The organism is Candidatus Kapaibacterium thiocyanatum, assembly GCA_001899175.1.
In the GTDB taxonomy this organism is placed as follows: domain Bacteria; phylum Bacteroidota; class Ignavibacteria; order Kapaibacteriales; family Kapaibacteriaceae; genus Kapaibacterium; species Kapaibacterium thiocyanatum.
In genome coordinates, this window is the sequence record MKVH01000024.1 from 792,707 (window position 1) to 813,142 (window position 20,436).

Below are 20,436 nucleotides of genomic sequence, written 5' to 3' on the forward strand. Positions count from 1 at the left end.
TTGGAAATATCTAAGGTTCTGTTATATTAGGCAGTTGACCCGGAGAAAGAGACCTTGAAGGCAGACCCTTCGACACGCTACGAAGAATTCGTTCAAAACTTCATCTCCATCCAAATCACATTCGGAGCATATCCAATGCGAGTTGTTTCCTCCACGACACGGACCCTTGTGGTAGCGCTGCTGGCGTTCATCACGGGGCTCGGTGTACTCTCGGCTCAGACGACGACGACTGAGAAGAGGGGCACGATGTCGTTAATCGAAGGGCGCCGGTACGTCGTCGCCTTCCCGCAGGTCTGGGCTAGCCCGACGGAAAAGCCGATGCCCGTGCCGATGATGCTGCTCATCTCCTCGAAGAGCAAGGCAAAGGTGCGCATCACGACGCCGGCCGACCCCAGTCGTAACAACAACCCTGGCATCAACAGGGAAGTCACGCTCAAGCCGAACGAAGTGGCGAAGATTCCGATCCCCATCGGTTACATGAACGAGGAATCGGAAACCCGCAAGGGCCATGGTATCATGGTGACGTCGGACAAGCCGATCTCGGTTTCGACGTTCCAGGCTTGGCAGGGTAACGGTGAAATGGCTCGCCATCTTCCGGTGGAAGCATGGGGCAAGAACTATTTCACGATGAACTTCTATCAGGATCGCTACGGTACCGAAGGCGCCGGTTACAAGAACCGCCCCGGCCAGATCCTGGTGATCGCCGACAAGGACAACACGGTCGTCACGTATTCGCCGACGGTTACGACCGAAGGTGGTCCGGATGCCGTTTCCACGCCGAAGGGCAGCACGCAGACGGTAACGCTCGAGCGTGGTGAAACCTTCCTCATCAAGGCCAAGATCGATCCGAACGGTACGAAGGAATGGTCCACGGACCTTTCCGGTACGTATATCAAGGCCAGCCGTCCCGTCAGCGTCGTTTCCGGTCACACGAAGGTGGCCATCATGCGCTATCCGGACGTTCTTCCTCCGACGGGTGCCTTCGCTGCCGAAGCTCACTTCGTCCGTAACAACGTTCACGACGCCATGCTGCCGGTCGAAATGGCCGGTACGGAATTCGTAACGGTTCCTTGCCAGTATACGCCGACGCGCGTCGTCGGTATGGCTTCTCAGGAATTCGGTATCGACGATGACAAGGGTGACGTTATCCGTATCGTCGCTCTCGAAGACAATACGCTCGTTCAGTCGATGCAGGTCACTGGTGCCGGCCTTCAGAACGAACGTACGCTCCGCAAGGGCGAAAGCTTCCTCGCTACGTCGGTCGAAGTTCCCAAGTTCTGGAAGACCAGCAAGCCGGCTCTCGTCGGTCACTACGGTAAGTCCTATGCCAAGATCCTTCCTCCCCTCATGGGTCGTTCGGACGATGGCAAGGTCGACCTTCCCCAAGGTCACCCGACGGTCGAATCCGGTATGCCCATGCTCCAGTACGTTCCCTCGGTCGATCGCTGGGTGAACTACGGTGTGTTCTATGCACCGGACGGTATGGACAACTTCATGAACATCGTTTGCCGTGCTGATGAAGTCGGCAAGATCAAGTTCGATGGTCGCGCCCTGTCGTCGGCCTTCTCGCCCCGCCTCCTGCCCGGTACGCCCTTCGCCTATGTTCGCACGAACATCAGCACGGGTGACCACACCATCGAATCGGACGCTCCGTCCGTGAAGTGGGCTGCATGGAACTACGGTTCGCTCGACGGTCTGCAACAAGGTCGTGCCTACGGTACGCCGATCGCCATCGATCTCAGCATCGCCTGCGATGATTCGCTCAGCGTCAAGGAACAGATCGTCTGCGGTGACGTCGACGCTCAAGGCAAGATCCTGCCCGAAAACACGACGTGCGGTTCGATCTTCGCCGTCTATGCCGACGTTCTCGACAACTACGAACTCATCGTCGACGAAAACTTCAACAGCGGCGATCCCACGGTTCGCTTCCAGGTGAAGGTTCTCGACAAGACGAAGGATGCAACGGCTACGGTTCTCGTCGTAACGCGCTCCGGCAAGTTCGTCGAAAAGACGTATACGTATATCGCCGACAAGCTCGCCTTCGATCCCAAGGCCATCGACTTCGGCGTTCTGCCGTACAACACGCCTTCCTGCAAGGAAATCACCTTCACGAACATGAACGCCAACGCGCCTCTGAACGTGAAGGAAATCAAGGCCAAATACTTCCCTGGCACGTATACCTTCAATCCGACGAGCTTCACGCTCGCTCCGGGTGCGAGCCAGAAGGTTCAGGTCTGCGCCATGATCACGTCGCCCGAGCTCAAGCTCGACACGGTTCTCGTATCGCTCGACTGCTTCGACATGCCCGCTACGGAACTCCGTGTCCGCGGTGCCGAACCGAAGGTCAACGTCGGCGATCGCAACTGGGGTACGCTTCCGGCTTCGTCGCCTGGTGTCCGCCAGCCCGTCGTCATCACGAACGCAAGCAACGTCGACGTCATCATCAAGGGTTATGACAAGACCTACCTCGATGGTGTGAACCATGGTGGTAACTTCTTCGCTCCGATCGGTCTCGAAGACGACAAGATGCCGATCACGATCAAGGGTGGTGAGCGTTACACGTTCACGGTCATGTACAGCCCGAAGGGTCAAGCCGATGTGGCTCACCGCGTAGACGTTCCGTTCTACACGAATGCCAAGGAATACGACACGATCGCCGTTCTCGAAGGTATGGGCGTCGCTAACGCACCCTACACCAATCCGCTTACGTGGAACGAGCGCGTCATCGACAACGTCGTGACGGCCAAGGGTATCTCGCAATACGAAACGAAGCTGGTCTTCGGTAACTCCGGTAACCAGCCTCTCACCTTCAAGCAACCGGTCATCACGGGTGCTGATGCCGCTGCCTTCAAGATCGTCGATAATGGTAACGTCGGTTCGTTCCCGACCCAGCTCGCTGCTGGTCCGAACAATGCCGGTGAGCGTTACATCACGGTCGCCTTCGTTCCGAACGAACTGCCGAACCGCGCTGCAGAACGCAACGACTACGTCGCTGCCGTTCTCTTCGAAACGGAATCCGGTGCTTCGGTCTCGGCTGAACTCACGGCTACCGCATGGCAGCCGCAGGTCAAGGGTGAAGATCACGACTTCGGTCTCTTCCAACTCGCAGACGCTCCCAAGAAGTACATGCTCCAGATCGTCAACGAGCATCCCGATGGCACGACCAATCCTACGACTGGCGATGCCAAGGGTACGCACTCCGTAACGATCACGGACATCCAGCTTCTCGACAACGCACAAGGCTTCACGATCGATCCGACGTGGCAACGCCCGAGCGTCGCTAACCCCGTCGTTCTCCAGGCTGGCACGGATGTATGGGAAGTTCCCGTCATCTTCACGCCGTCGCGCCCCGGTTCGTTCACGGTCAAGTACGAAATCACGTCCGATGCTACCTACAAGCGTCAGTACACGCTGCTGGCCCGCGTAGAAACGCAAGGCACGTTCATCGTAACCAACCAGGACTTCGAGCACTGGATCTACAACTCCACGGAGAAGACGGTTACGGTTCGTAACGAAAGCGCGGCCGACATGACGATCGAGATCGGTGACATCACCGGTCCGGACGCCCTCAACTACGTCGTCACGAATCCTCTGACCAACACGATGACCGTTCCTGCCGGTGGATCGCGCGACGTCACCGTCCGCTTCACGCCGAACTACGTAACGCGCATCAAGGCCGGTCAGAACCTCGCTGGCCGTCTGCCGGAACGTGCTCAGGCCTTCACGGCTGCCATCGACTTCAAGGACATCACGAATCCGAGCGGTGCTTCGGAAACCAAGACGTCCCAACTCGTCGGTAACGGTATCTATCTTGAAACGACCGACTTCATCGGCCGTGACTACAAGACCATTCCTGGCAAGTCCGTCGACGTCGCCGTCGAACTCAAGGCCCTGCCGGAAGATATCGCCCCGTCGGATCTGACGCAGGTTCGCATCCGTATCTCCTACGATAACACGCTGGTCCGCCCGCGTACGGGTATGAACGACGTCATCCGCACTGGTCTTCAGATGGATGGCTGGGACATCCTGAAGCTCGACCAGGTCAGTGCCAACATGATCGAAATCGACCTGAAGGACAAGCGCGCCGTCAAGACGCCGCTGCGTGACAACGGTACGCCGCTCTTCAAGCTGACGTTCGATGCATTCCTCGCGAAGGGTGCCGATCCGAACAACCTCTTCACGAGCGAACTCCCGATCCAGATGTACTGGAACGACCATGAGAGCGAAAACATCGAGCGCAAGGAATACGTTGTCTTCAACAACGAACCTGGCAAGATTGTCGTCGATCCTCAGTGCGCCAAGGGTCTCCGCCTGGTAGGTATCACGAACACCGCCTTCGGTGTAAAGGGTAGCTATCCGAACCCGGCAAGCTCGACGACGGTCATCAACTACTCGATCGGTCTCTCGGGTCACACGACCATCGCCCTGTACAACAACATGGGCGAACGTGTCCTCGACATCGTAGATACGGATCTGCAAATGGGTCAGTATGAGCTGACGGTGGACCTCAGCCTCCTCCCGTCCGGCACGTACTACTATCAAGTGATCTCCGGCCCGTACACGAGCGCACCGCAAGTGCTGAACGTCGTACGCTAAGCCAAGAGATCGGACGAAACCAGTCGACCCCCTTCCGGTATACGCCGGAAGGGGGTCGTTGTTTTTGGTGGGATACCAACAGTTCCAGGGTGATGCGATGTACCGTATACGTACCACGATTCCTCTTCTGATACTGGCCTGTACGGCCCTGATGGCACAGGACGATCCCCAGCCGGGCACGATACCGATGACTCCCGTATCGTCCGTCGGGCTGGTCCGTACCACCATCACCGTCCCGCCCCGCTTCGCCTCCGCGATCTCGTTGCCGTCGCCGACGAACTCCGTGAACCTTCCGGAAGGCTGGACGGCGTCCGTGTTCTACGCAGCTCCGGTCGCGACCCTGAACAAACCACGCTTCATGGCATGGGGACCGAACGACGTGCTCTACGTCGCCAACATGAATCGCGGAAACGTTCTCGCCCTGCCCGACCTCGATCACGACGGTATCGCCGATACGGCCATCGTAGCCGCAACAGGATTCGTGAACGGACATGACGTGCGATTCTGGCGTGATACGATGTACGTCGGTACGGAGGCGGCCATTCTCAAGCTCTGGCGCAGCGACCCGGACGGATACAGGTTCGACCAGCGGCAGGTCGTCATCAACAAGGCCGAGCAGCAGAATCAGCTCGGAGGGAATCATCGGACACGCTCCCTCGTGATCGATACCGTGCACCGGAAGCTCTACGTGAGTGTAGGGTCGAGAGGCAATGCGGATCGCGAGACGGACAGGGCTCTCATAGAAGAGTACGAGATGGATGGCAGCGGACGTCGTCCGTACGCCACGGGAATCCGGAACGGAGTCGGCCTTACGCTTCATCCACGGACGGGCAGGCTATGGGGGAACAATAACGGAAGCGATCTGCAGGGCAACGACATCCCGCCCGAATGGGTGGATCTCATCAGGGACAACGGATTCTACGGCTATCCCTTCGCCTATCACTATCAACGCTGGTTCGATCTCGATGCATCGGATTACAAGGACATCAAGCCGACGACGGCGCGCGATACCGCACTCGTCGCATCCATGCGGCCACCGGCCGCCCTCGTCACTGCTCATTCGGCACCGATGCAGATCGTTTTCACGCATGACAACGTCCCGCAGCGATGGCGCCACGGAGCCTTCATGGCCCTGCGAGGGTCATGGAACAGACAGCCACTCAGCGGTTCGAAGATCGTCTTCCTGGAGTTCGACGACGACAACGATACCGTCGCGAACGTCGCTCAGGACTTCTGTACGGGCTTCATCAACGATACCAACAACAGCGATACGAGATGGGCACGGCCCGTCGGTGTCGCCGTCGGCAACGACGGTTCGGTCTACGTTTCCATCGACGATCTGAAGCAATGCATTCTCAAGTTGACCCCTCCCCACGATGTGGGGGTCGATGGACGGGAAGAGCATGGCGACGTTCCGCTCGGCATCTATCCCAATCCTGTCCGTGACCGGTTCAGGATCGCATGGCCGGTGACAGAGCCGTCCGGTATCGAATGGACGCTCTTCGACGTCGCCGGGCGGCGCATACTGGAGGGAAGAGGAGCCGATATCGATGCATCGCTTTTGCAGTCGGGTGTCTATCAGGTGTATTGCCGTAGTGGACGGGACCGGCGAACGGCGACGGTCTCCGTCATACACTGAGTTACGGTTCTGTCGTTCGCTTCGGCAAGGCCGCATCGATACGATCGGCGATGATTCCGCTGCTGCCCGTACGCGACGAGATATAGCGTCCGGCGGTCTCTCCGTCCTGCTTGCGTCTGTCGATATCGACGACGTGCATCGTGATCCATGTCATGGCTTCTTCCACGGTCGTGACGACATGAAGTGCACCCAGATCGCGTAGTGCGATGGCATCGGCAGCACGGTCGATGCGCGGACCGCAGGCGAGCGGAATCCCGTATCCGGCCGGTTCGGCCACGCTATGGACACCGGCACCGAATCCACCGCCCACGAAGGCTGCGTCGGCGATGGCGTAGAGCGAAAGCAGCTTGCCCACACTGTCCACGACGAGATGACCTGTCGTTCCTGCGGATGCGACGGACAGACGTGTACAGGGGAAGCGTCGTTCGATGCGCTGCAGCGCATCTTCCGTCGGCTCGTGCGGAACGATGACGAGACGCAGGCCGTGAAGCCGCAACGCAGGAAGAAAGAGGTCCTCGTCCGGTTCCCAGGAACTGCCCAGAACGATCGTCGTGACGCTCTCGTCACGCAGGGCGAGAATATCGGCCAGGGGATGATGCAGGCGATCCGTGATGCGATCGTATCGCGTGTCGGGGAGTACATCCACGACTCGTTCCGTCAGCATGTGCAACGTTGCGGCATCCGCTTCCGTGACGGCAGTGATGGACGAGCATCGACGGTAGGTGTCGGCCGTCCAGCTCCGGAGGAATCCCTTGCGTCCGGACGACGGCATCGTCGCATTGACGAGCATGACGGACGTACCGTGAGCGGAACAGGCCAGGACGTGATTGCGCCACAGGTCGTATCGGCCGACCAGCAGTACATCCGCGTCGATGGAGCGGACCGTCTTCCTCGCGTTGCGCCGGGTGTCGACGGGGAGGTAGTGGAGGTCGTCGACCAGGCCCGAGCGTCGCTGATGGACGAAACCGGATGGTGAATACGCCGTGCCCACGATGTAGACGTCTGGCCTTGATGCACGGATTCTCTGAAGGACCGGAACGAGTTGTTCGAACTCGCCCATGGAGGCTGCATGGACCCATAGCGTAGGGCCGATATGGGACGGGACCTTCCAGTCATCGCCGGAAAGTCCCGTGAATCGTTGTCCGGCCTTCGCATTGAAGATCGCCGCGATGCGGCTGGCGAGTGCCAGCACGGGCATCGCGATCAGGGAATGGATCAGATCGACGATCTTCGTCATCTCGTCGTTCAGCGTCCGCTGAACGATGCCTGCCGCTTCTCGAGGAAGGCTTGCGTACCTTCCTTGAAGTCCTGCGTACCGCAGACACGTGCGAAGATGCTGGCTTCGACGAAGAGACCTTCGAGCAGTGATGTGTCATCGGCAACCTGCACGGCTTCGAGGCAGCCATACAGTGCCAGGGGAGCCTTCGTTGCCAGCGAGGCGGCGAACGCCTGGGTCGATGCAAGGAGCGTGTCCTGAGGATAGACGCGGTTGACCAGGCCCAGGCGCAGGGCTTCGTCGGCTCCTACCATGTCACCCGACAACACCAGTTCCATCGCCTTCGCAGGGCCGACGAGGCGGCTCAGGCGTTGCGTACCGCCGTATCCCGGAATGATTCCGAGGTTGATTTCCGGCTGGCCGAATCGTGCGTTCTCCGAAGCGAAGCGGATATGGCAGGCCATGGCCAGTTCACAACCACCTCCGAGCGCGAAGCCGTTGACGGCAGCGATGACGGGCTTGCCGAGACGCTCGATGGCGTTCAGCACGCGTTGTCCACGCTCCGCGAACAGACGACCGCTATAGGTGTCCTGCCGGTGGAGTTCCTCGATATCGGCACCGGCGGCGAAGGCCTTCGGGCCACTGCCGGTCACCACCACGGCATGGATTGTGGGATCGGCCTTGATCTCGGCGAAGGTTGCCTCGAGAGCATCCAGGACGTCCGAATTCAGGGCATTGAGTTTGTCGGGACGGTTCAGGCTGACCGTCACGTATCCCGTGGCGCGATCGATTAACACTACCGAGCTCATGTTTTCGGTCTTGCATGCAATGGAACAAATCGGGGCAAAGCTACGAAAAAGGTCGGGCCGACTCGGGGCGCACGACGTAGGTGTTGATATCTGCGGGTTGGCTGCCATGCGGTACGATCCTAACTTTGAACCCAAGTGCATGACGACCCCCCACCGGCTACCATATCGTCTTCTCGTTGCAGTGCTCATGGCGCTCGCGTTCTGCATCGCCATACCTCCCAACGTCGAGGCCGGACAGAAGGGCAGGAAGAAGAAAGCCGTCGCTTCGGCACAGACCCGGAAGAAGGGCGTGTCTCGGTCCGGGACGAAGAAGGCCGGCAAGACACGGGTAGCCTCGAAACGGAGCAGACGCGTCCGTGCGCCGCACATACGTAACACGGCCATGACGCGGTTGACCATCATGCGTGAGCATGAACTGTCTCCCGGCGTCCAGTACTATCAGTATCGCTCCAATGGAGCAGTGCCTCTCGACGTTCATGTCGTGACGATGGACCGGACCGTTCAGGGCAACGCCGTGCGTATCGTCAAGGCCGAGAACGCCAACGACGGGCTGGAACGTCTTGCCGATATGTACGGACGGTATAACGAAACGACGAGCAACAACGCCCTGTGTCTCGTCAATGCCAATTTCTGGCGCGCCTATCGGAATACGCCGATCGGACCCTGCGTCATCGACGGCGAAGTCGTCGAGATGAATCCGTACAAGAAATGGTCGAGTGCCTTCTTCGACATGAAGAACACGATGATCATCGATACGTTCGCTATCAGCGGTACGGTATCCTTCGGCTACAGGACATTTCCGGTGGCCAATGTGAACCGTCGCATGGACAGTACCGGTATCGTGATCTACAACGACTACGGTGGTCCGAAGATCCCGCATGTTTCGGCGAAGGAGGTCCAGAAGTTCTTCGCGGAGGCCGTGAAGGACACGATGACGCTGGAAGGGGATTCGTCCGACATCGCCCTCACGCAGGAGCAACTCCGCAATGAGATCGCCGAGGCGCAGCGCGAGGCGAATGCCGAATATCCGATGATCAAGATCAGGCTGCGGTACCTGCGTTCGCCCGGTATCAACGTCGCCGTGCCTTGCCAGATCCTCGGTATCGATTCCGGTACGGTGGACATGCCGTTGAGGGGATGCATCGTGTCGTTCCCGCGCAGTCAGCTGCGCGGCGCGTTCCCGCGCATCGGAGATACGTTGACGATCACGTATCAGACCAACATCCACCGTGGCACACGATTCATGAATGCCGTCAGCGGCACCCCGCGTCTCGTCCGCGATGGCGTGGCCAAACATGAAGCCATGTCGGAGGGATCGACGGGACGACGCTTCATCCAGCAGAATCTCGCTCGTACGGCCCTTGGTGTCGACCGTCTGGGTAATCGCATCATCATCGCCGCGGTGGAGCCTACACGCTCCGAAGAACATCAGACGGGGGCGACGCTGCAGCAGATGGCATCCGTGATGAAGCTGCTCGGAGCATACGACGCCATGAATCTCGATGGCGGCGGTTCCAGCGGGATGATCGTCCAGGGTGACCATGTCTTCTTCGATGGTACGGATCCTCTCACCCGGCGCATCTCCGTCGGCCTGGCTATCATCAAACGTTCGCATGTGCTACGCACGATCATCGGTGACCGGCAGGAGTGAACGGGATCCGGATGCGATGGATCGGCCGAGCGGCGAATCAGGTACATAGGGTCGAAGAATCGGTATACACGGGTGGCGAGGTCTGAATTCGTCAAGTCATGTATCATCCATGTCATGCGAAGAGGAAGTAGTAGTCCTTTCGCGTTGCCCGAAGACAGGAGATCACGGCAGGTTTACGTAGACGACAGATACCCGGACATCAAGAGCGCATTCGATATGTTTCTTGCTGAACCGGCCCCGTTTTGTGTCCATTGGGCAAAACGATTCGGGTCAAACAACGATCTCGTTCCTCCGGAATGTTCACCGAACGAAGGCATTTATCATCATGATCACCTACGAAGGGTATCGATCCAGAACGCGATGTCTGCTTCTCGCTTCGATGTTACTGGCGACACGGATCGCGACACAGGCACAGGAAGTCCATATCGGCGCTCCGGGTAACGGGACGGTCGCCATCGTGAACGACAGTATCCCGATATCGTGGTCCGTATCGTCCAAGGTGGGCGGTCATGGAAGCATCGCCCTGTGGGATGGAGAGACCGGACGTTGCTGGATTTTGGCAGATAGCGTCGATCTTCGGCAGAAGATGTTCGCGATCCCGGCTTCGGATCTACCCTGGTCGGCGAAGCTTCGTGTGTTGATCCGGCAGGAGGACAGGACGTGGCTCAGCAATGGATCCTTCAACAAGGCTGGCGCCGACGTCGGTGGTCATGCCAGCAGCGCGATCGCCATCGACAGCAGTGCTGGTAGCAGCGGCAACGTGGTGTCGAAGATCGACGTTCGTCGGAGGGGACGTTGCGTCGACTACGGTCCTGTTCCTGAGCTCACTACGGTCTCGACCGGGATGACGCTCGATTGTCAGGACCTCGGAGGACGTACTCTGAAGGATGTCGACTATACGATCCACGATGGCATCATCACGGTATGCGATCTGCCCGTCGATACCTATGTCGTCATTCGTCTCGGTACGAAGGATGGTCGTATGCTGCGTTCGGAAGTGATACTCCAGGACGAGCGCGCCCTGCTTCAGCGAAGTACGTTGACATCGCCTCGATAGAATCGACGGACGATTTCGCGACGCGAAAAGGCAGTCCGATGGTGACCGCCGCCTACCGCGATCCTTGCCATATGCCGTGCCATCCCATGCGGTGAGCAGGAAACGACCGTTTCGTGCCGCTCATCGGTAACGACGACGATGAGTGTCGATTGGCTGGCCCGGCCTTCGAATCCGGAGAACATTCCCGGATGGTGTCCATTCCTTCGTACTCAATACAGCAGGTATTTCTCCCTGCGCTTCAGGAAGTCCTGCAGGCCCGCTACCGCGAGGGCCTCGATATCGGTCCACGAGCCATCGGAAAGGATCAGCGGCAGAATGGCCGATGATCCGACGGCCTTGTTGAACATGCCTGCCTGCCTGCTCGATGCGAGTGAATCCGGAAAGAGGGCGGGTTGTGATCTGTGCAGTACGGACAGTAGAGCGAGTGCGGCACGGAAAGGCTTGACGTCGTCGTTCATCGAGAAGGCGAGGTAGTAGCCCGTGCAGACCTGCCTGGCGAACTTGCCGACGGCAGGATTGTAGCGCGCGGCCTGGGCGATGACCCCATACCGGGCCAGACGTCGCACGAGGATGGTATCGAATGCAAGTGTCGGGGCGCCGATGACGGTGAATGGCGATGCGGTGCCGATCCCGATGGAGACGGGACCGAGTTCACCCGTCAATCCGGTGACGGCATAGCCTCGTACGGCATGGACCGTAGGGATGTTCGGTGACGTCGGATACCACGGCAGTCCGGTTTCCTCCCACGACATCGAACGCTTCCAGCGCTTGAGCCGCACGACGGTGAGTGAACAGCGTCGTGGCTGCCCTCCCGCACCTTTCGCGAGCCAGCCTTCCTCGTTCGTCATCGTGGCCAATTCTCCCATCGTGCATCCATGGACGTAGGGAATCGGGAGGCGGCCGATGAAGGAGCGAAGCGCCGGGTCAGGGAGATTGCCATCGACGACCGTGCCGCCCAACGGATTGGGACGATCGAGAACGATGAGGGGCCTCGAGAACAGTGCGCATGCTTCCATGACTTCCGTCATGGTACTGATGTAGGTGTAGGACCGGACCCCGATGTCCTGCATGTCGATGACGACGACGTCGGCATCGGACAGCATGGAGGAATCAGGACGCCGCAGGGCACCGTAGAGCGATACGACGGGAGTACCACCGAGCGTATCGGAATGGACGGTTTCTCCGGCACTGACGACACCATAGTAGCCATGTTCGGGAGCCAGGATGCGCACGAGCCGGATATCCTTGCGGAGCATGAACTCTTCGGCAGTGCTGCGACCGCTGCGCGCACGTGCCGCAGCATGCGTGACGAGGACGACGCGTTTGCCCTTCAGCAGTGCGAAGTCGGTATCGATGAGATTGTCGATACCGCATTTGACGTCCGCCGTGAACGTAGAGCCAACGACGGCGAAGGTACCGATACCGAACAGGAGGGTAACGAGCGACAGACGAAGGAAGGTCTTCATCGGTCAGCCACGGGAACGGGGATGGAACAAGGTGTGCACTTCCTTGATATAGGCGCGATCGATGTGCGTATAGATCTGGGTCGTCGCGATATCCGCATGACCGAGCATCTCCTGGACGGCACGGAGGTCCGCACCGCCTTCGATGAGATGGGTGGCGAAGGAGTGACGGAACATGTGCGGATGGACGTGCTTCTCGATACCCGCCGACGTTGCCGCTTCGTTGATGATCTTCCAGATGCCCATGCGCGACAGCGGCTTCCCGCGATAGTTGAGGAAGAGGATGTCGTCCGTTTCGCTCGTCTTCACCAGGCTGCCCCGTGCTTCCGTCTGGTATCGTCGTATCCATTCCAGAGCCGACAGACCGATAGGGACGATGCGTTCCTTCGAGCCTTTACCGAAGACGCGGACGATTTCCATTTCCGCAAGGATGTCGCGTTGCCGTAGCGTCGCCGTTTCGCTGACCCGCAGTCCACAGGCATACATGGTTTCGAGCATCGCCCTGTTACGCAGGCCGCCGGGAGACGAGAGATTGATGACGTCGAGCAGTCGCTGCATCTCGTCGACCGTGAGAGCATCGGGCAGATGGCGTTTTCCTCTCGGCAGTTCCATCGCTTCGGTGATATCGGCCGTGGCGCGGCCGGCCGCGACGAGGTAGCGATACAGATGCTTCAGTGACGACAGATAGCGCGCCCTGCTCGTCGTACCGATGCCGACATCGGCAAGGGCGACGAAGAAATCGCGCGCCACGGCGAGTGTCGCCTGGGGGAACGCCGTCATTGCACGGTTCGCCAGGAAGCCGGCGAACTGACGGATATCGTGTTCGTAGGCGACGATCGTCGTTTCGGCCAACCCACGCTCGAGACGCAGGTAATGGGTGAACTGCGTGATGTCGCGAGTCAACGGCGGAGGAAGCTGCGGTGCTGCATTCATGCCGACGGTGCGGTGTTGTCCTGCGGGTTGCTCACTTCCTTGTAGCGGACGCGTTGATGTGACGATCCGATGAGGTTGCGTACGAAGGATTCCTTGATGAGCTGCAGGTCCTTCATGGTCAGGGGCGTGTTGTCGAGCTGACCGTCCATGAAGCGTTCCATGACGATCTTGTCGACCGCGCGTTCGAGGTCTTCGCGCTGACCTGACGTGACGAGGCGTGAGAGCGCTTCGGTTGCATCGGCCAGCATGACGATGGCCGTTTCTTTCGAGTCCGGTCGTGGTCCCGGATAACGGTAGTCCTGTTCATCGACCGTAGATTCCTTCAGCAACGACTCGTCGAGTGCCTTCGCGTAGAAGTGCTTGATGAGGATTGTGCCGTGGTGCATGGGCACGAACTTCCAGATGCGCTCGGGCACCTTGTATTGCTTCGCGAGTTCGATGCCGTCCTGGATGTGCTGCCTGATGATGGCCGCGCTCTTCTTCGGCGGCAGCTTGTCGTGCTTGTTGTCGATGTCGATCTGGTTCTCGACGAAGTATTCCGATTTCTCGAGCTTGCCGATATCGTGGAAGAGGGCGCCGACCTTGGCGAGAAGAGGATTGGCGCCGATGGCGCTCGCAGCCGCTTCACTCAGTCGTGCTACGGCGAGGGTATGCTGGTAGGTGCCCGGTGCGCGCTCGTTCAGTTGCTGCAGCAGGGGATGCGTCAGATTGTCGAACTCGTCCAGACGCAGGTCCGTCGCCACATTGAAGACGCGTTCGAGCAGGATGATGGCGGCGAACGTCAGCAGCGGTGAGAGCACGGCATTCACGGTGCCGAGAATGAGCTTCTCGAGAAGAAGGCTGCCCGGCGTGGAACGTTCCAGATCGACGGCGAGGATCGTGACGACGATACCGACGAAGATGGACAGGATGGACGTGAAGATCTGCGTACGGCTCTGGATCCGTGTGACCGAGTACGCTGCGAGCATGCCTGCGATCAGCAGGACGATGGCCGCGGGATAGTCGTTGCCACGAACGCCGGAGACGGTGAAGGCCATGACGAGCGTGACGACGAAGGCCGTGCGTGCCTCGTAGAGGACGCTGATGAGCATGGACATCGCGGGAATGACGATGGCATACTCCAGCGGAAGATCGGTGGGGAGGTTGACGCTCAGCCATCCCATTCCAGCCGTGAGGACGGGAAGAAGGCAGAGGCTCGCGAGCTGTCCGTTCCTGTTGAAGGAATGCCTCCGCATGAAGTACAGATACAGGATCAGGATGGAGATGATGACGGCCGAGTGGGCGAGGCTGCCCACGATGACCAGGACCGAGAACCGCGTGTTGCTGCGTGCATATTCGGCGTCGCGGTAGGAGACAAGGCGCGCGAGCGCACGTTGATCCACGCGCATGCCCTTGCGGATGACCAGATCTCCCTTCTGTACGATCTCCTGCGTCGTGGGTACGGCCAGGGCCGCTTCGTCGCGTGCACGTTCGGTGAGCCCGGCGTCGTACCGGAGGTTCGGCTTCATGGCCGCCATCAGCAGATCGGTGGCCAGGGCCTGCAGGTCATCGGGGAGCGCTGCCAGACGATCGCCGATGAGCAGGGCACAGCCCGCAGAGTCGACGATGCTGGAGATGGGAACGATCCGCTCGGTGGAGGGGGTAGGACGCACCGTGAGAACGTCGCCGGATATCGTGGAGTCGTCGATGTCGATGTATCCCGTCGAATAGACCGCGCCGATGATGGCCTGACCACGATTGTCGAGAATCGCGCCGAGCTGGCGGCGCGACGGCGTGGAGAGATACTGGATGCGGTCGCGGAGCGACGATCCGAGGCGCGAATTGGAGTCGATACCGTCGGAGATGCCGCGGCTGATGTATCGTAACTGTGCCGTTGCCGTTTCCGTGGCGTTACCGTCGGGCACGAAGACGAAGGGCGCTTCCTTCCGTGCCGCGGCCTGTTGCGTCTCCAGGACGTCGTCGGGCTTGAGCACAGGGTAGGGATAGTCGGCCACGATCGTCTCTTCCGTCCACACCGTTCCCAGCAAGGATCCATCGAATACGGTCCGTTGTGTATCGCCGGAGCGTCCCGGGAAGAACATGGCCACGGCCGTGATCGTGATCACGATGATGAAGACCCGCACGACGGGTGACGTCGTCCAGCTTCTCCGCGGCCGCTCTTCGCGTACTTCGTCCTTGATCTGCTCGAACAGTGTCGGTTTGGTACGTGCCATTGGCGCACATCTCCGTAGTGGATCAGCGTCCGGTGAAGCGCGGCGAACGTTTCTCGATGAAGGCCGTGACACCTTCGGTGTAGTCGGCCGATTCACCTGCGCGTTGTTGATAGTCGGCCTCGCGTTCGAGCATGTCGTCGAGCGTCGACGTCATGCCCTGCTGGAGAAGTTCCTTGACGAAGCCGTATGTCTGCGTCGGTCCATGGGCATACTGTCTGGCCACGGCTGCCAGTGCGGCAGGGAAGGCCCTTGGGGCCACGACCATGTTGACCATTCCGAGATGGAGCGCGTCGTCGGCCGTGATGGGCTTGTTCAGCGTGGCGAATTCGAAGGCCTTGGCATAGCCGAGCATGCGGGGATAGAAGCAGGTCGCTCCCGAATCCGGGATGAGGGCGATGCCGATGAAGGCTTCCACCATGCGTGCGGCGCTGCTCATGATGCGGACGTCGGCAGCGAGGGCCAGGGAAAGGCCTGCGCCTGCGGCCACACCGTTGATGCCTGCGATGATGGGCTTGGGCATGGAGCGCATGGCCCGGATGATGGGGTTGTAACGACGGTGCAGGGAATCCTTGAGACTGCGCTTGCCGCCACCGGTCGGAGCGTCCTTGAGGTCCTGTCCGGAGCAGAAGGCCTTGCCTGCGCCCGTCAATACGACGCAGCGCACGGCCTCGTTCGTGGTGGCATCGGCCAGGGCCTGCTGCAGGTCCGTCGTCAGTTGTTCGTTGGCAGCGTTGAAGGAATCGGGACGATTCAGCGTGATCGTACCTATGCCGTCCTCGATGGTATACAGGATCGTCTCGAATGTCATCACTTGCCCTTCCATTCAGGTTTCCGTTTTTCGACGAAGGCCTTCATCCCTTCCTTCTGGTCTTCGGTGGCGAACAGCATGTAGAAGTTCTTGCGTTCGAATTCCATTCCTCCTTCGAGCGTGGTGCTGAATGCCTTCAGCACGCTTTCCTTGGCGAGTCGCGCGGCGACGGGCGCCTTGGCAGCGACGTCCTGCGCCAACGCCATCGCTTCGTCGAGATAGACTTCGGTGGGAACGACGCGGTTGACGAGGCCCGCCTGCAAGGCCTGACGTGCCGAGATCATACGTCCCGTCAATACCATCTCCATGGCCAGTGCCTTGCCTACGGCGCGCGTCAGACGCTGCGTGCCACCGGCACCGGGCATCACGCCGATGTTGATTTCGGGCTGACCGAACTGTGCTGTGTCGCTCGCGACGATCATGTCGCAGACCATCGCCAGCTCGCATCCGCCACCGAGGGCGAAGCCACTGACGGCTGCGATCACCGGCGTCCTGGTGAGCCGGATGCGTTCCCAGCGACTGAACTGGTCACGGCGCAGCATCTCGATGGCATCTGCATCGCTCATTTCCGTGATATCGGCACCGGCGGCGAAGGCCTTCTCGTTACCGTGGAGAACGATGCAGCGGACGGTGGAGTCGTTGTCGTATGCTTCGAAGGCCTGCACCAGCTCGATCATCGTCTGCAGGCTCAGGGCGTTCAGGACGTTCGGTCGATTGAGTTTGATCGCACCGATGCCGGGTAACGGCGTATAGACTTCGATACAGGTGTAGCTGGTCATGCTGCTCGATCGATTTGAATGGTGTTCGAAGCCCCAAAATACGGCATTTTCGCCGTGCCTTCCGACTGATTCACACACGATCACCGTTCATGGACAACGTCTTCATCGAGAGTCTCGCCGAGCATTCGACGACCATCGTTCCTCCTCCCGAAACAGCACGACATCTGGCAGCACTGCGCCTGCGTGACGGGGAGCGCGTTGGTGTCCTCAACGGGAAGGGCCTCCTCGCGAGCTGTACCGTCGAACGCAAGGAACGCACCGACATGATCCTTCACGTCGTATCACGTTCGGTGGAAACCGCTGCCATACCGTTCGTCCTGTGCATGGGTCTGCTGGACAATCGCGATCGCATGGAATTCGTGGTGGAAAAGGCGACGGAGCTCGGCGTGACGGATCTCATGTTCATCGATGCCGACCATCATCAGCATCATGGCTCCGTGAAGATGGAGCGGATGGAGGCGAAGGCGAAGGCCGCGCTCACGCAGTGCGGCAGGCTGTGGCTTCCCGTCCTGCACGAGCCCGCGACGCTGCAGGACGTCATCGGACGCATGCCTTCGGATGCCGTGGCCTATGCCGGCGACCAGTTCGGCGGGGCCATTACGACGGAGCCGACGCATTCCAGCGGCTGCTGGATCTACGTCGGCCCTGAAGGTGGTTTTTCACGAGGGGAGCAGGATCTGCTCGATGCATCGAACATTCGTCGTATCAGGATCGGCCGCTATCGCCTGCGTGCGGAAACCGCGGCCATCGCGCTGATGAGCGTCATCAGTGCACGATGACGACGGGCTGCGTACGAACGATACCGTTCACCGAAACACGAAGCATGTAGGAGCCCGAAGCCAGGGCCGCCACAGGGATCTGCAGGAGGCGGATCGACGGCGCCACGGTTTCGTCGGCGAGTTCCATAACGACGCTACCCATGCCGTCGATCAGCGATGCCGAAAGACGTCCACCGTTCTCCATGTTCACTTCCACCATGCCATGATCGGACATAGGATTCGGCGATACGCGAAGGCCGGTCCCGGCGACGTCTTCCTGGACGGATACCGGAATGTTGCCCGTGAAGACGCGCATCGTGACGGGAAGGTGGTCGGTGACCGTGGACGAATAGGACGAGAGATAGGCGGACGGCGTTTCCAGATACGTACGATGGACGTAAGGCTTGACTTCGTTCGATACCATGATGTTGTCGAGGAAGCTCCGGCGTCCGCCCACGTAGGACGAGAGGCCGCGTTCTGCAAGGGTGTAGGTCGGGATGAACCAGTTCGTCGAGTCGTCGACGAAGACGGCGTAGGGCGTACGCCTGGTATCGTCGATGACGGTGTTGATGATCTCGTCGTTGAAGTCGCCCATCACGATGACGAGCGAGTCGTTGTAGAAGTCGTGCAGATAGGCATGGAAGGTCTCGGCATCGACCTTGCGGCGGTCGTAGTCTTCCTGTGCCGTCGTCGAGTCCGTGGCCTTGCCGTGGATGTTGAAGACGACGAGACGATGCGTCGTTCCTTCCACCTTCGCCTCGAACGTCAGGCGGTAGGGGAAGCGTCCGTTGGCCCATGCCTGGGCGCCACCGTTGACGGCCAGTCCGCGCGATACCGGAGTCACGACGTCGCGGTTGTAGATATAGGCCAGCTTCTGATCCGACGTGATGTCCGTGGCGAGGAAGTTGCCGTACGAACCGGAGATGGAATCGCTCAATGCATCCAGGGCAGTCTGGGTGAGGACTTCCTGGAGGGCGTAGATGTCGGAGCGGACGGAGTCCATGACCTGGCGGATGCTGCGGCGCTGACGGTTCTTGTCGCGCGGGCCACGCAGCGTATCGGCCGATCCGTACCAGTCCAGGTTCCACGTCGACAGATCGAGGGTACGCGAACGCGCAACGGTATCGATCACGATAGGGGGAAGGCCGATATCGGTGGCGAAGCGGGGCTGGAGCTGATACGAGCCGCGGAACTGGCTGATGGCACCGATGAGATCGACGTCCCCTTCGGGGATCGGGAGCTGGTTGATGGCGACTTCCGTCGCCGCATCGAGACGTACGTCGAGGAAGTTGCCGAACTGGTCCGTGACCTGATAGGTGGTCTCGCCCTGGAAGGAGCCCGTCTGGATGAAGCGCACGCGGCGCACCCTGACGAGCTGGCCTTCGACGCTTTCGAGGATGTTGGGAATCGTGACGTTACGCGGCGTGGGATCGATGCGTTCGACCGGGATCACGGTGAAGCGGAGGGAGTCGCCGGCGAGCTGCGTTAGCCCCGTTCCGGGTTGACCCGTCGATTGTCCGAACTCGCGGAGGACGGCGCGCTCGATCACGACGGAGTCGCCGATGCGTACACCCGTACGGAAGTTGTTGTTGAAGACGGCGATGCCTGCCGTGCGATCCTGGATGAAGGCCGTATTGCGGAATTGCCCGGCTACCGTCACGCGACCTGCGACCTTGGTGACCGTCGTCTCGAACTGCTGCTGCTTGGCATCGGCGATCGAAATGGGGTCCTGGGCGTGGAGTGCAGCCGCACCCAGCAGGGCGAGGGCCGTTCCGACGAGATGATGGCGAAGACCAGTCATGTGCGTACTCTGCGATGAAAATGGAAACATGTTCAGAAGGAGCCGGTACCGATACGGTCCAGTTCCGGCGGGGCGAGATCGTAGGTGTAGAGCATCACGGACATGCCGGCCCTGATGTCCATCGCCGGCCATTCGGCGAGGACGGACGTGGTGCCGGACTCACGCAGCTCGAAGGTATAGGTACCCGGTGCGATGGGCTCGGCCTTCGGCGACGTGATGCCGGGAAGATAGTCTTCGGGGAAGACACGCTGGCCGCCCTTCACCCACAGCTCGACGAGCTGGCCGCGGTCCGTGAGCTCCGCCATATGCGTGAACCGCACGAAGGCCTGCGGCGACGCGGGATCGACGAGCGTATCCTGGATGGCGCGGCGGAATTCGATGAGCCCGGTCCTGGAGCCCTTGACGAAGAGCAGGACGCGCGCGTCGCCACCGAGTGTGTAGTAGAGCGATTCACGTCGAAGAGCCTGTCCGTTGCCGTCGCTCAGGTCGAAGGAGATGGCCCGGCCGGCCGCCGCCTGTTCGAATCCGGAGGCCTTGCCGCGCGGTATCGTGAGGCGTGCGGAGGAGTCGACCATGACGGACAGCGTCTCGACGTCTTCCGTCACGTTGACGATGCGCAACCGCGCTGGAGGCGGATCGGGGAGATCGAGGACGTTCTCGTTGCATGCAACGGCTAGAACGGAACAGAGCAGGAAGAGAAGATGCTTCATGAT

14 protein-coding genes are annotated in these 20,436 nt (G+C 60.0%); 5 read left to right on the forward strand and 9 right to left on the reverse strand.

The features are described 5' to 3' along the window. The first annotated feature begins 168 nt into the window (after window positions 1–168). Both BGO89_11990 and BGO89_11995 read left to right on the forward strand, forming a co-directional pair. The gene (locus tag BGO89_11990; GenBank protein OJX57209.1) at window positions 169–4,596 is read left to right on the forward strand and encodes a hypothetical protein; all 4,428 of its coding nucleotides are present in this window, start codon (window positions 169–171) and stop codon (window positions 4,594–4,596) included. Window positions 4,597–4,693: 97 nt separating this feature from the next. Continuing rightward, complete coding sequence (locus tag BGO89_11995; GenBank protein OJX57210.1) at window positions 4,694–6,235, forward strand: hypothetical protein; 1,542 nt, start codon at window positions 4,694–4,696, stop codon at window positions 6,233–6,235. Window position 6,236: 1 nt separating this feature from the next. On the opposite strand, the gene BGO89_12000 is transcribed toward BGO89_11995, so the two are convergent. Then, entirely contained in the window at window positions 6,237–7,472 is a 1,236-nt protein-coding gene (locus tag BGO89_12000; GenBank protein ID OJX57211.1) for a hypothetical protein, read from the reverse strand. 8 nt (window positions 7,473–7,480) lie between these two features. Continuing rightward, a complete protein-coding gene (locus BGO89_12005; GenBank protein OJX57212.1) occupies window positions 7,481–8,260 on the reverse strand; it encodes an enoyl-CoA hydratase in 780 nt (259 codons plus the stop codon). A 187-nt stretch (window positions 8,261–8,447) separates the two neighbouring features. Here BGO89_12005 and BGO89_12010 point away from each other — a divergent pair, with 187 nt between their 5' ends. Together BGO89_12010 and BGO89_12015 are read left to right on the forward strand one after the other, a co-directional pair. Then, window positions 8,448–9,911, forward strand: coding sequence for a hypothetical protein (locus BGO89_12010; GenBank protein ID OJX57213.1), 1,464 nt, complete (start codon window positions 8,448–8,450; stop codon window positions 9,909–9,911). A 325-nt stretch (window positions 9,912–10,236) separates the two neighbouring features. Continuing rightward, entirely contained in the window at window positions 10,237–10,968 is a 732-nt protein-coding gene (locus tag BGO89_12015; GenBank protein ID OJX57214.1) for a hypothetical protein, read from the forward strand. Between the two features lie 209 nt (window positions 10,969–11,177). Here the strand turns inward: BGO89_12015 and BGO89_12020 are convergent, their stop codons facing one another. The 5 genes from BGO89_12020 to BGO89_12040 are packed head-to-tail and all read right to left on the reverse strand — an operon-like array spanning window position 11,178 to window position 17,146. Next, a complete protein-coding gene (locus BGO89_12020; GenBank protein ID OJX57215.1) occupies window positions 11,178–12,434 on the reverse strand; it encodes a hypothetical protein in 1,257 nt (418 codons plus the stop codon). 3 nt (window positions 12,435–12,437) lie between these two features. After that, window positions 12,438–13,364, reverse strand: a complete 927-nt coding sequence (locus BGO89_12025; GenBank protein OJX57216.1) for a site-specific tyrosine recombinase XerD — start codon at window positions 13,362–13,364, stop codon at window positions 12,438–12,440. Further along, complete coding sequence (locus tag BGO89_12030) at window positions 13,361–15,577, reverse strand: hypothetical protein (protein OJX57217.1); 2,217 nt, start codon at window positions 15,575–15,577, stop codon at window positions 13,361–13,363. Before BGO89_12030 ends, BGO89_12025 begins: the two co-directional genes overlap by 4 nt. A gap of 22 nt (window positions 15,578–15,599) precedes the next feature. Continuing rightward, window positions 15,600–16,385, reverse strand: a complete 786-nt coding sequence (locus BGO89_12035; protein OJX57218.1) for a 2-(1,2-epoxy-1,2-dihydrophenyl)acetyl-CoA isomerase — start codon at window positions 16,383–16,385, stop codon at window positions 15,600–15,602. Further along, window positions 16,385–17,146, reverse strand: a complete 762-nt coding sequence (locus BGO89_12040) for an enoyl-CoA hydratase (GenBank protein OJX57382.1) — start codon at window positions 17,144–17,146, stop codon at window positions 16,385–16,387. Before BGO89_12040 ends, BGO89_12035 begins: the two co-directional genes overlap by 1 nt. 107 nt (window positions 17,147–17,253) lie before the next feature. On the opposite strand from BGO89_12040, the gene BGO89_12045 reads away from it, so the two are divergent. Beyond that, on the forward strand, window positions 17,254–17,943 hold the full coding sequence (locus BGO89_12045) for a hypothetical protein (protein OJX57219.1): 690 nt from the start codon (window positions 17,254–17,256) through the stop codon (window positions 17,941–17,943). Here the strand turns inward: BGO89_12045 and BGO89_12050 are convergent. Beyond that, complete coding sequence (locus BGO89_12050) at window positions 17,930–19,723, reverse strand: hypothetical protein (protein OJX57220.1); 1,794 nt, start codon at window positions 19,721–19,723, stop codon at window positions 17,930–17,932. The genes BGO89_12045 and BGO89_12050 overlap by 14 nt on opposite strands. Before the next feature lie 32 nt (window positions 19,724–19,755). Further along, window positions 19,756–20,433, reverse strand: coding sequence for a hypothetical protein (locus BGO89_12055; protein ID OJX57221.1), 678 nt, complete (start codon window positions 20,431–20,433; stop codon window positions 19,756–19,758). Window positions 20,434–20,436 lie beyond the last annotated feature (3 nt).

Coding starts and splice junctions, on each gene's coding strand:
- BGO89_12055 (OJX57221.1), bottom strand. CDS start 20,433: ATGAAGCATCTTCTCTTCCTGCTCTGTTCCGTTCTAGCCGTTGCATGC.
- BGO89_12050 (OJX57220.1), bottom strand. CDS start 19,723: ATGACTGGTCTTCGCCATCATCTCGTCGGAACGGCCCTCGCCCTGCTG.
- BGO89_12015 (OJX57214.1), top strand. CDS start 10,237: ATGATCACCTACGAAGGGTATCGATCCAGAACGCGATGTCTGCTTCTC.
- BGO89_12025 (OJX57216.1), bottom strand. CDS start 13,364: ATGAATGCAGCACCGCAGCTTCCTCCGCCGTTGACTCGCGACATCACG.
- BGO89_12020 (OJX57215.1), bottom strand. CDS start 12,434: ATGAAGACCTTCCTTCGTCTGTCGCTCGTTACCCTCCTGTTCGGTATC.
- BGO89_11995 (OJX57210.1), top strand. CDS start 4,694: ATGTACCGTATACGTACCACGATTCCTCTTCTGATACTGGCCTGTACG.
- BGO89_12010 (OJX57213.1), top strand. CDS start 8,448: ATGGCGCTCGCGTTCTGCATCGCCATACCTCCCAACGTCGAGGCCGGA.
- BGO89_12030 (OJX57217.1), bottom strand. CDS start 15,577: ATGGCACGTACCAAACCGACACTGTTCGAGCAGATCAAGGACGAAGTA.
- BGO89_12000 (OJX57211.1), bottom strand. CDS start 7,472: ATGACGAAGATCGTCGATCTGATCCATTCCCTGATCGCGATGCCCGTG.
- BGO89_12035 (OJX57218.1), bottom strand. CDS start 16,385: ATGACATTCGAGACGATCCTGTATACCATCGAGGACGGCATAGGTACG.
- BGO89_12005 (OJX57212.1), bottom strand. CDS start 8,260: ATGAGCTCGGTAGTGTTAATCGATCGCGCCACGGGATACGTGACGGTC.
- BGO89_12045 (OJX57219.1), top strand. CDS start 17,254: ATGGACAACGTCTTCATCGAGAGTCTCGCCGAGCATTCGACGACCATC.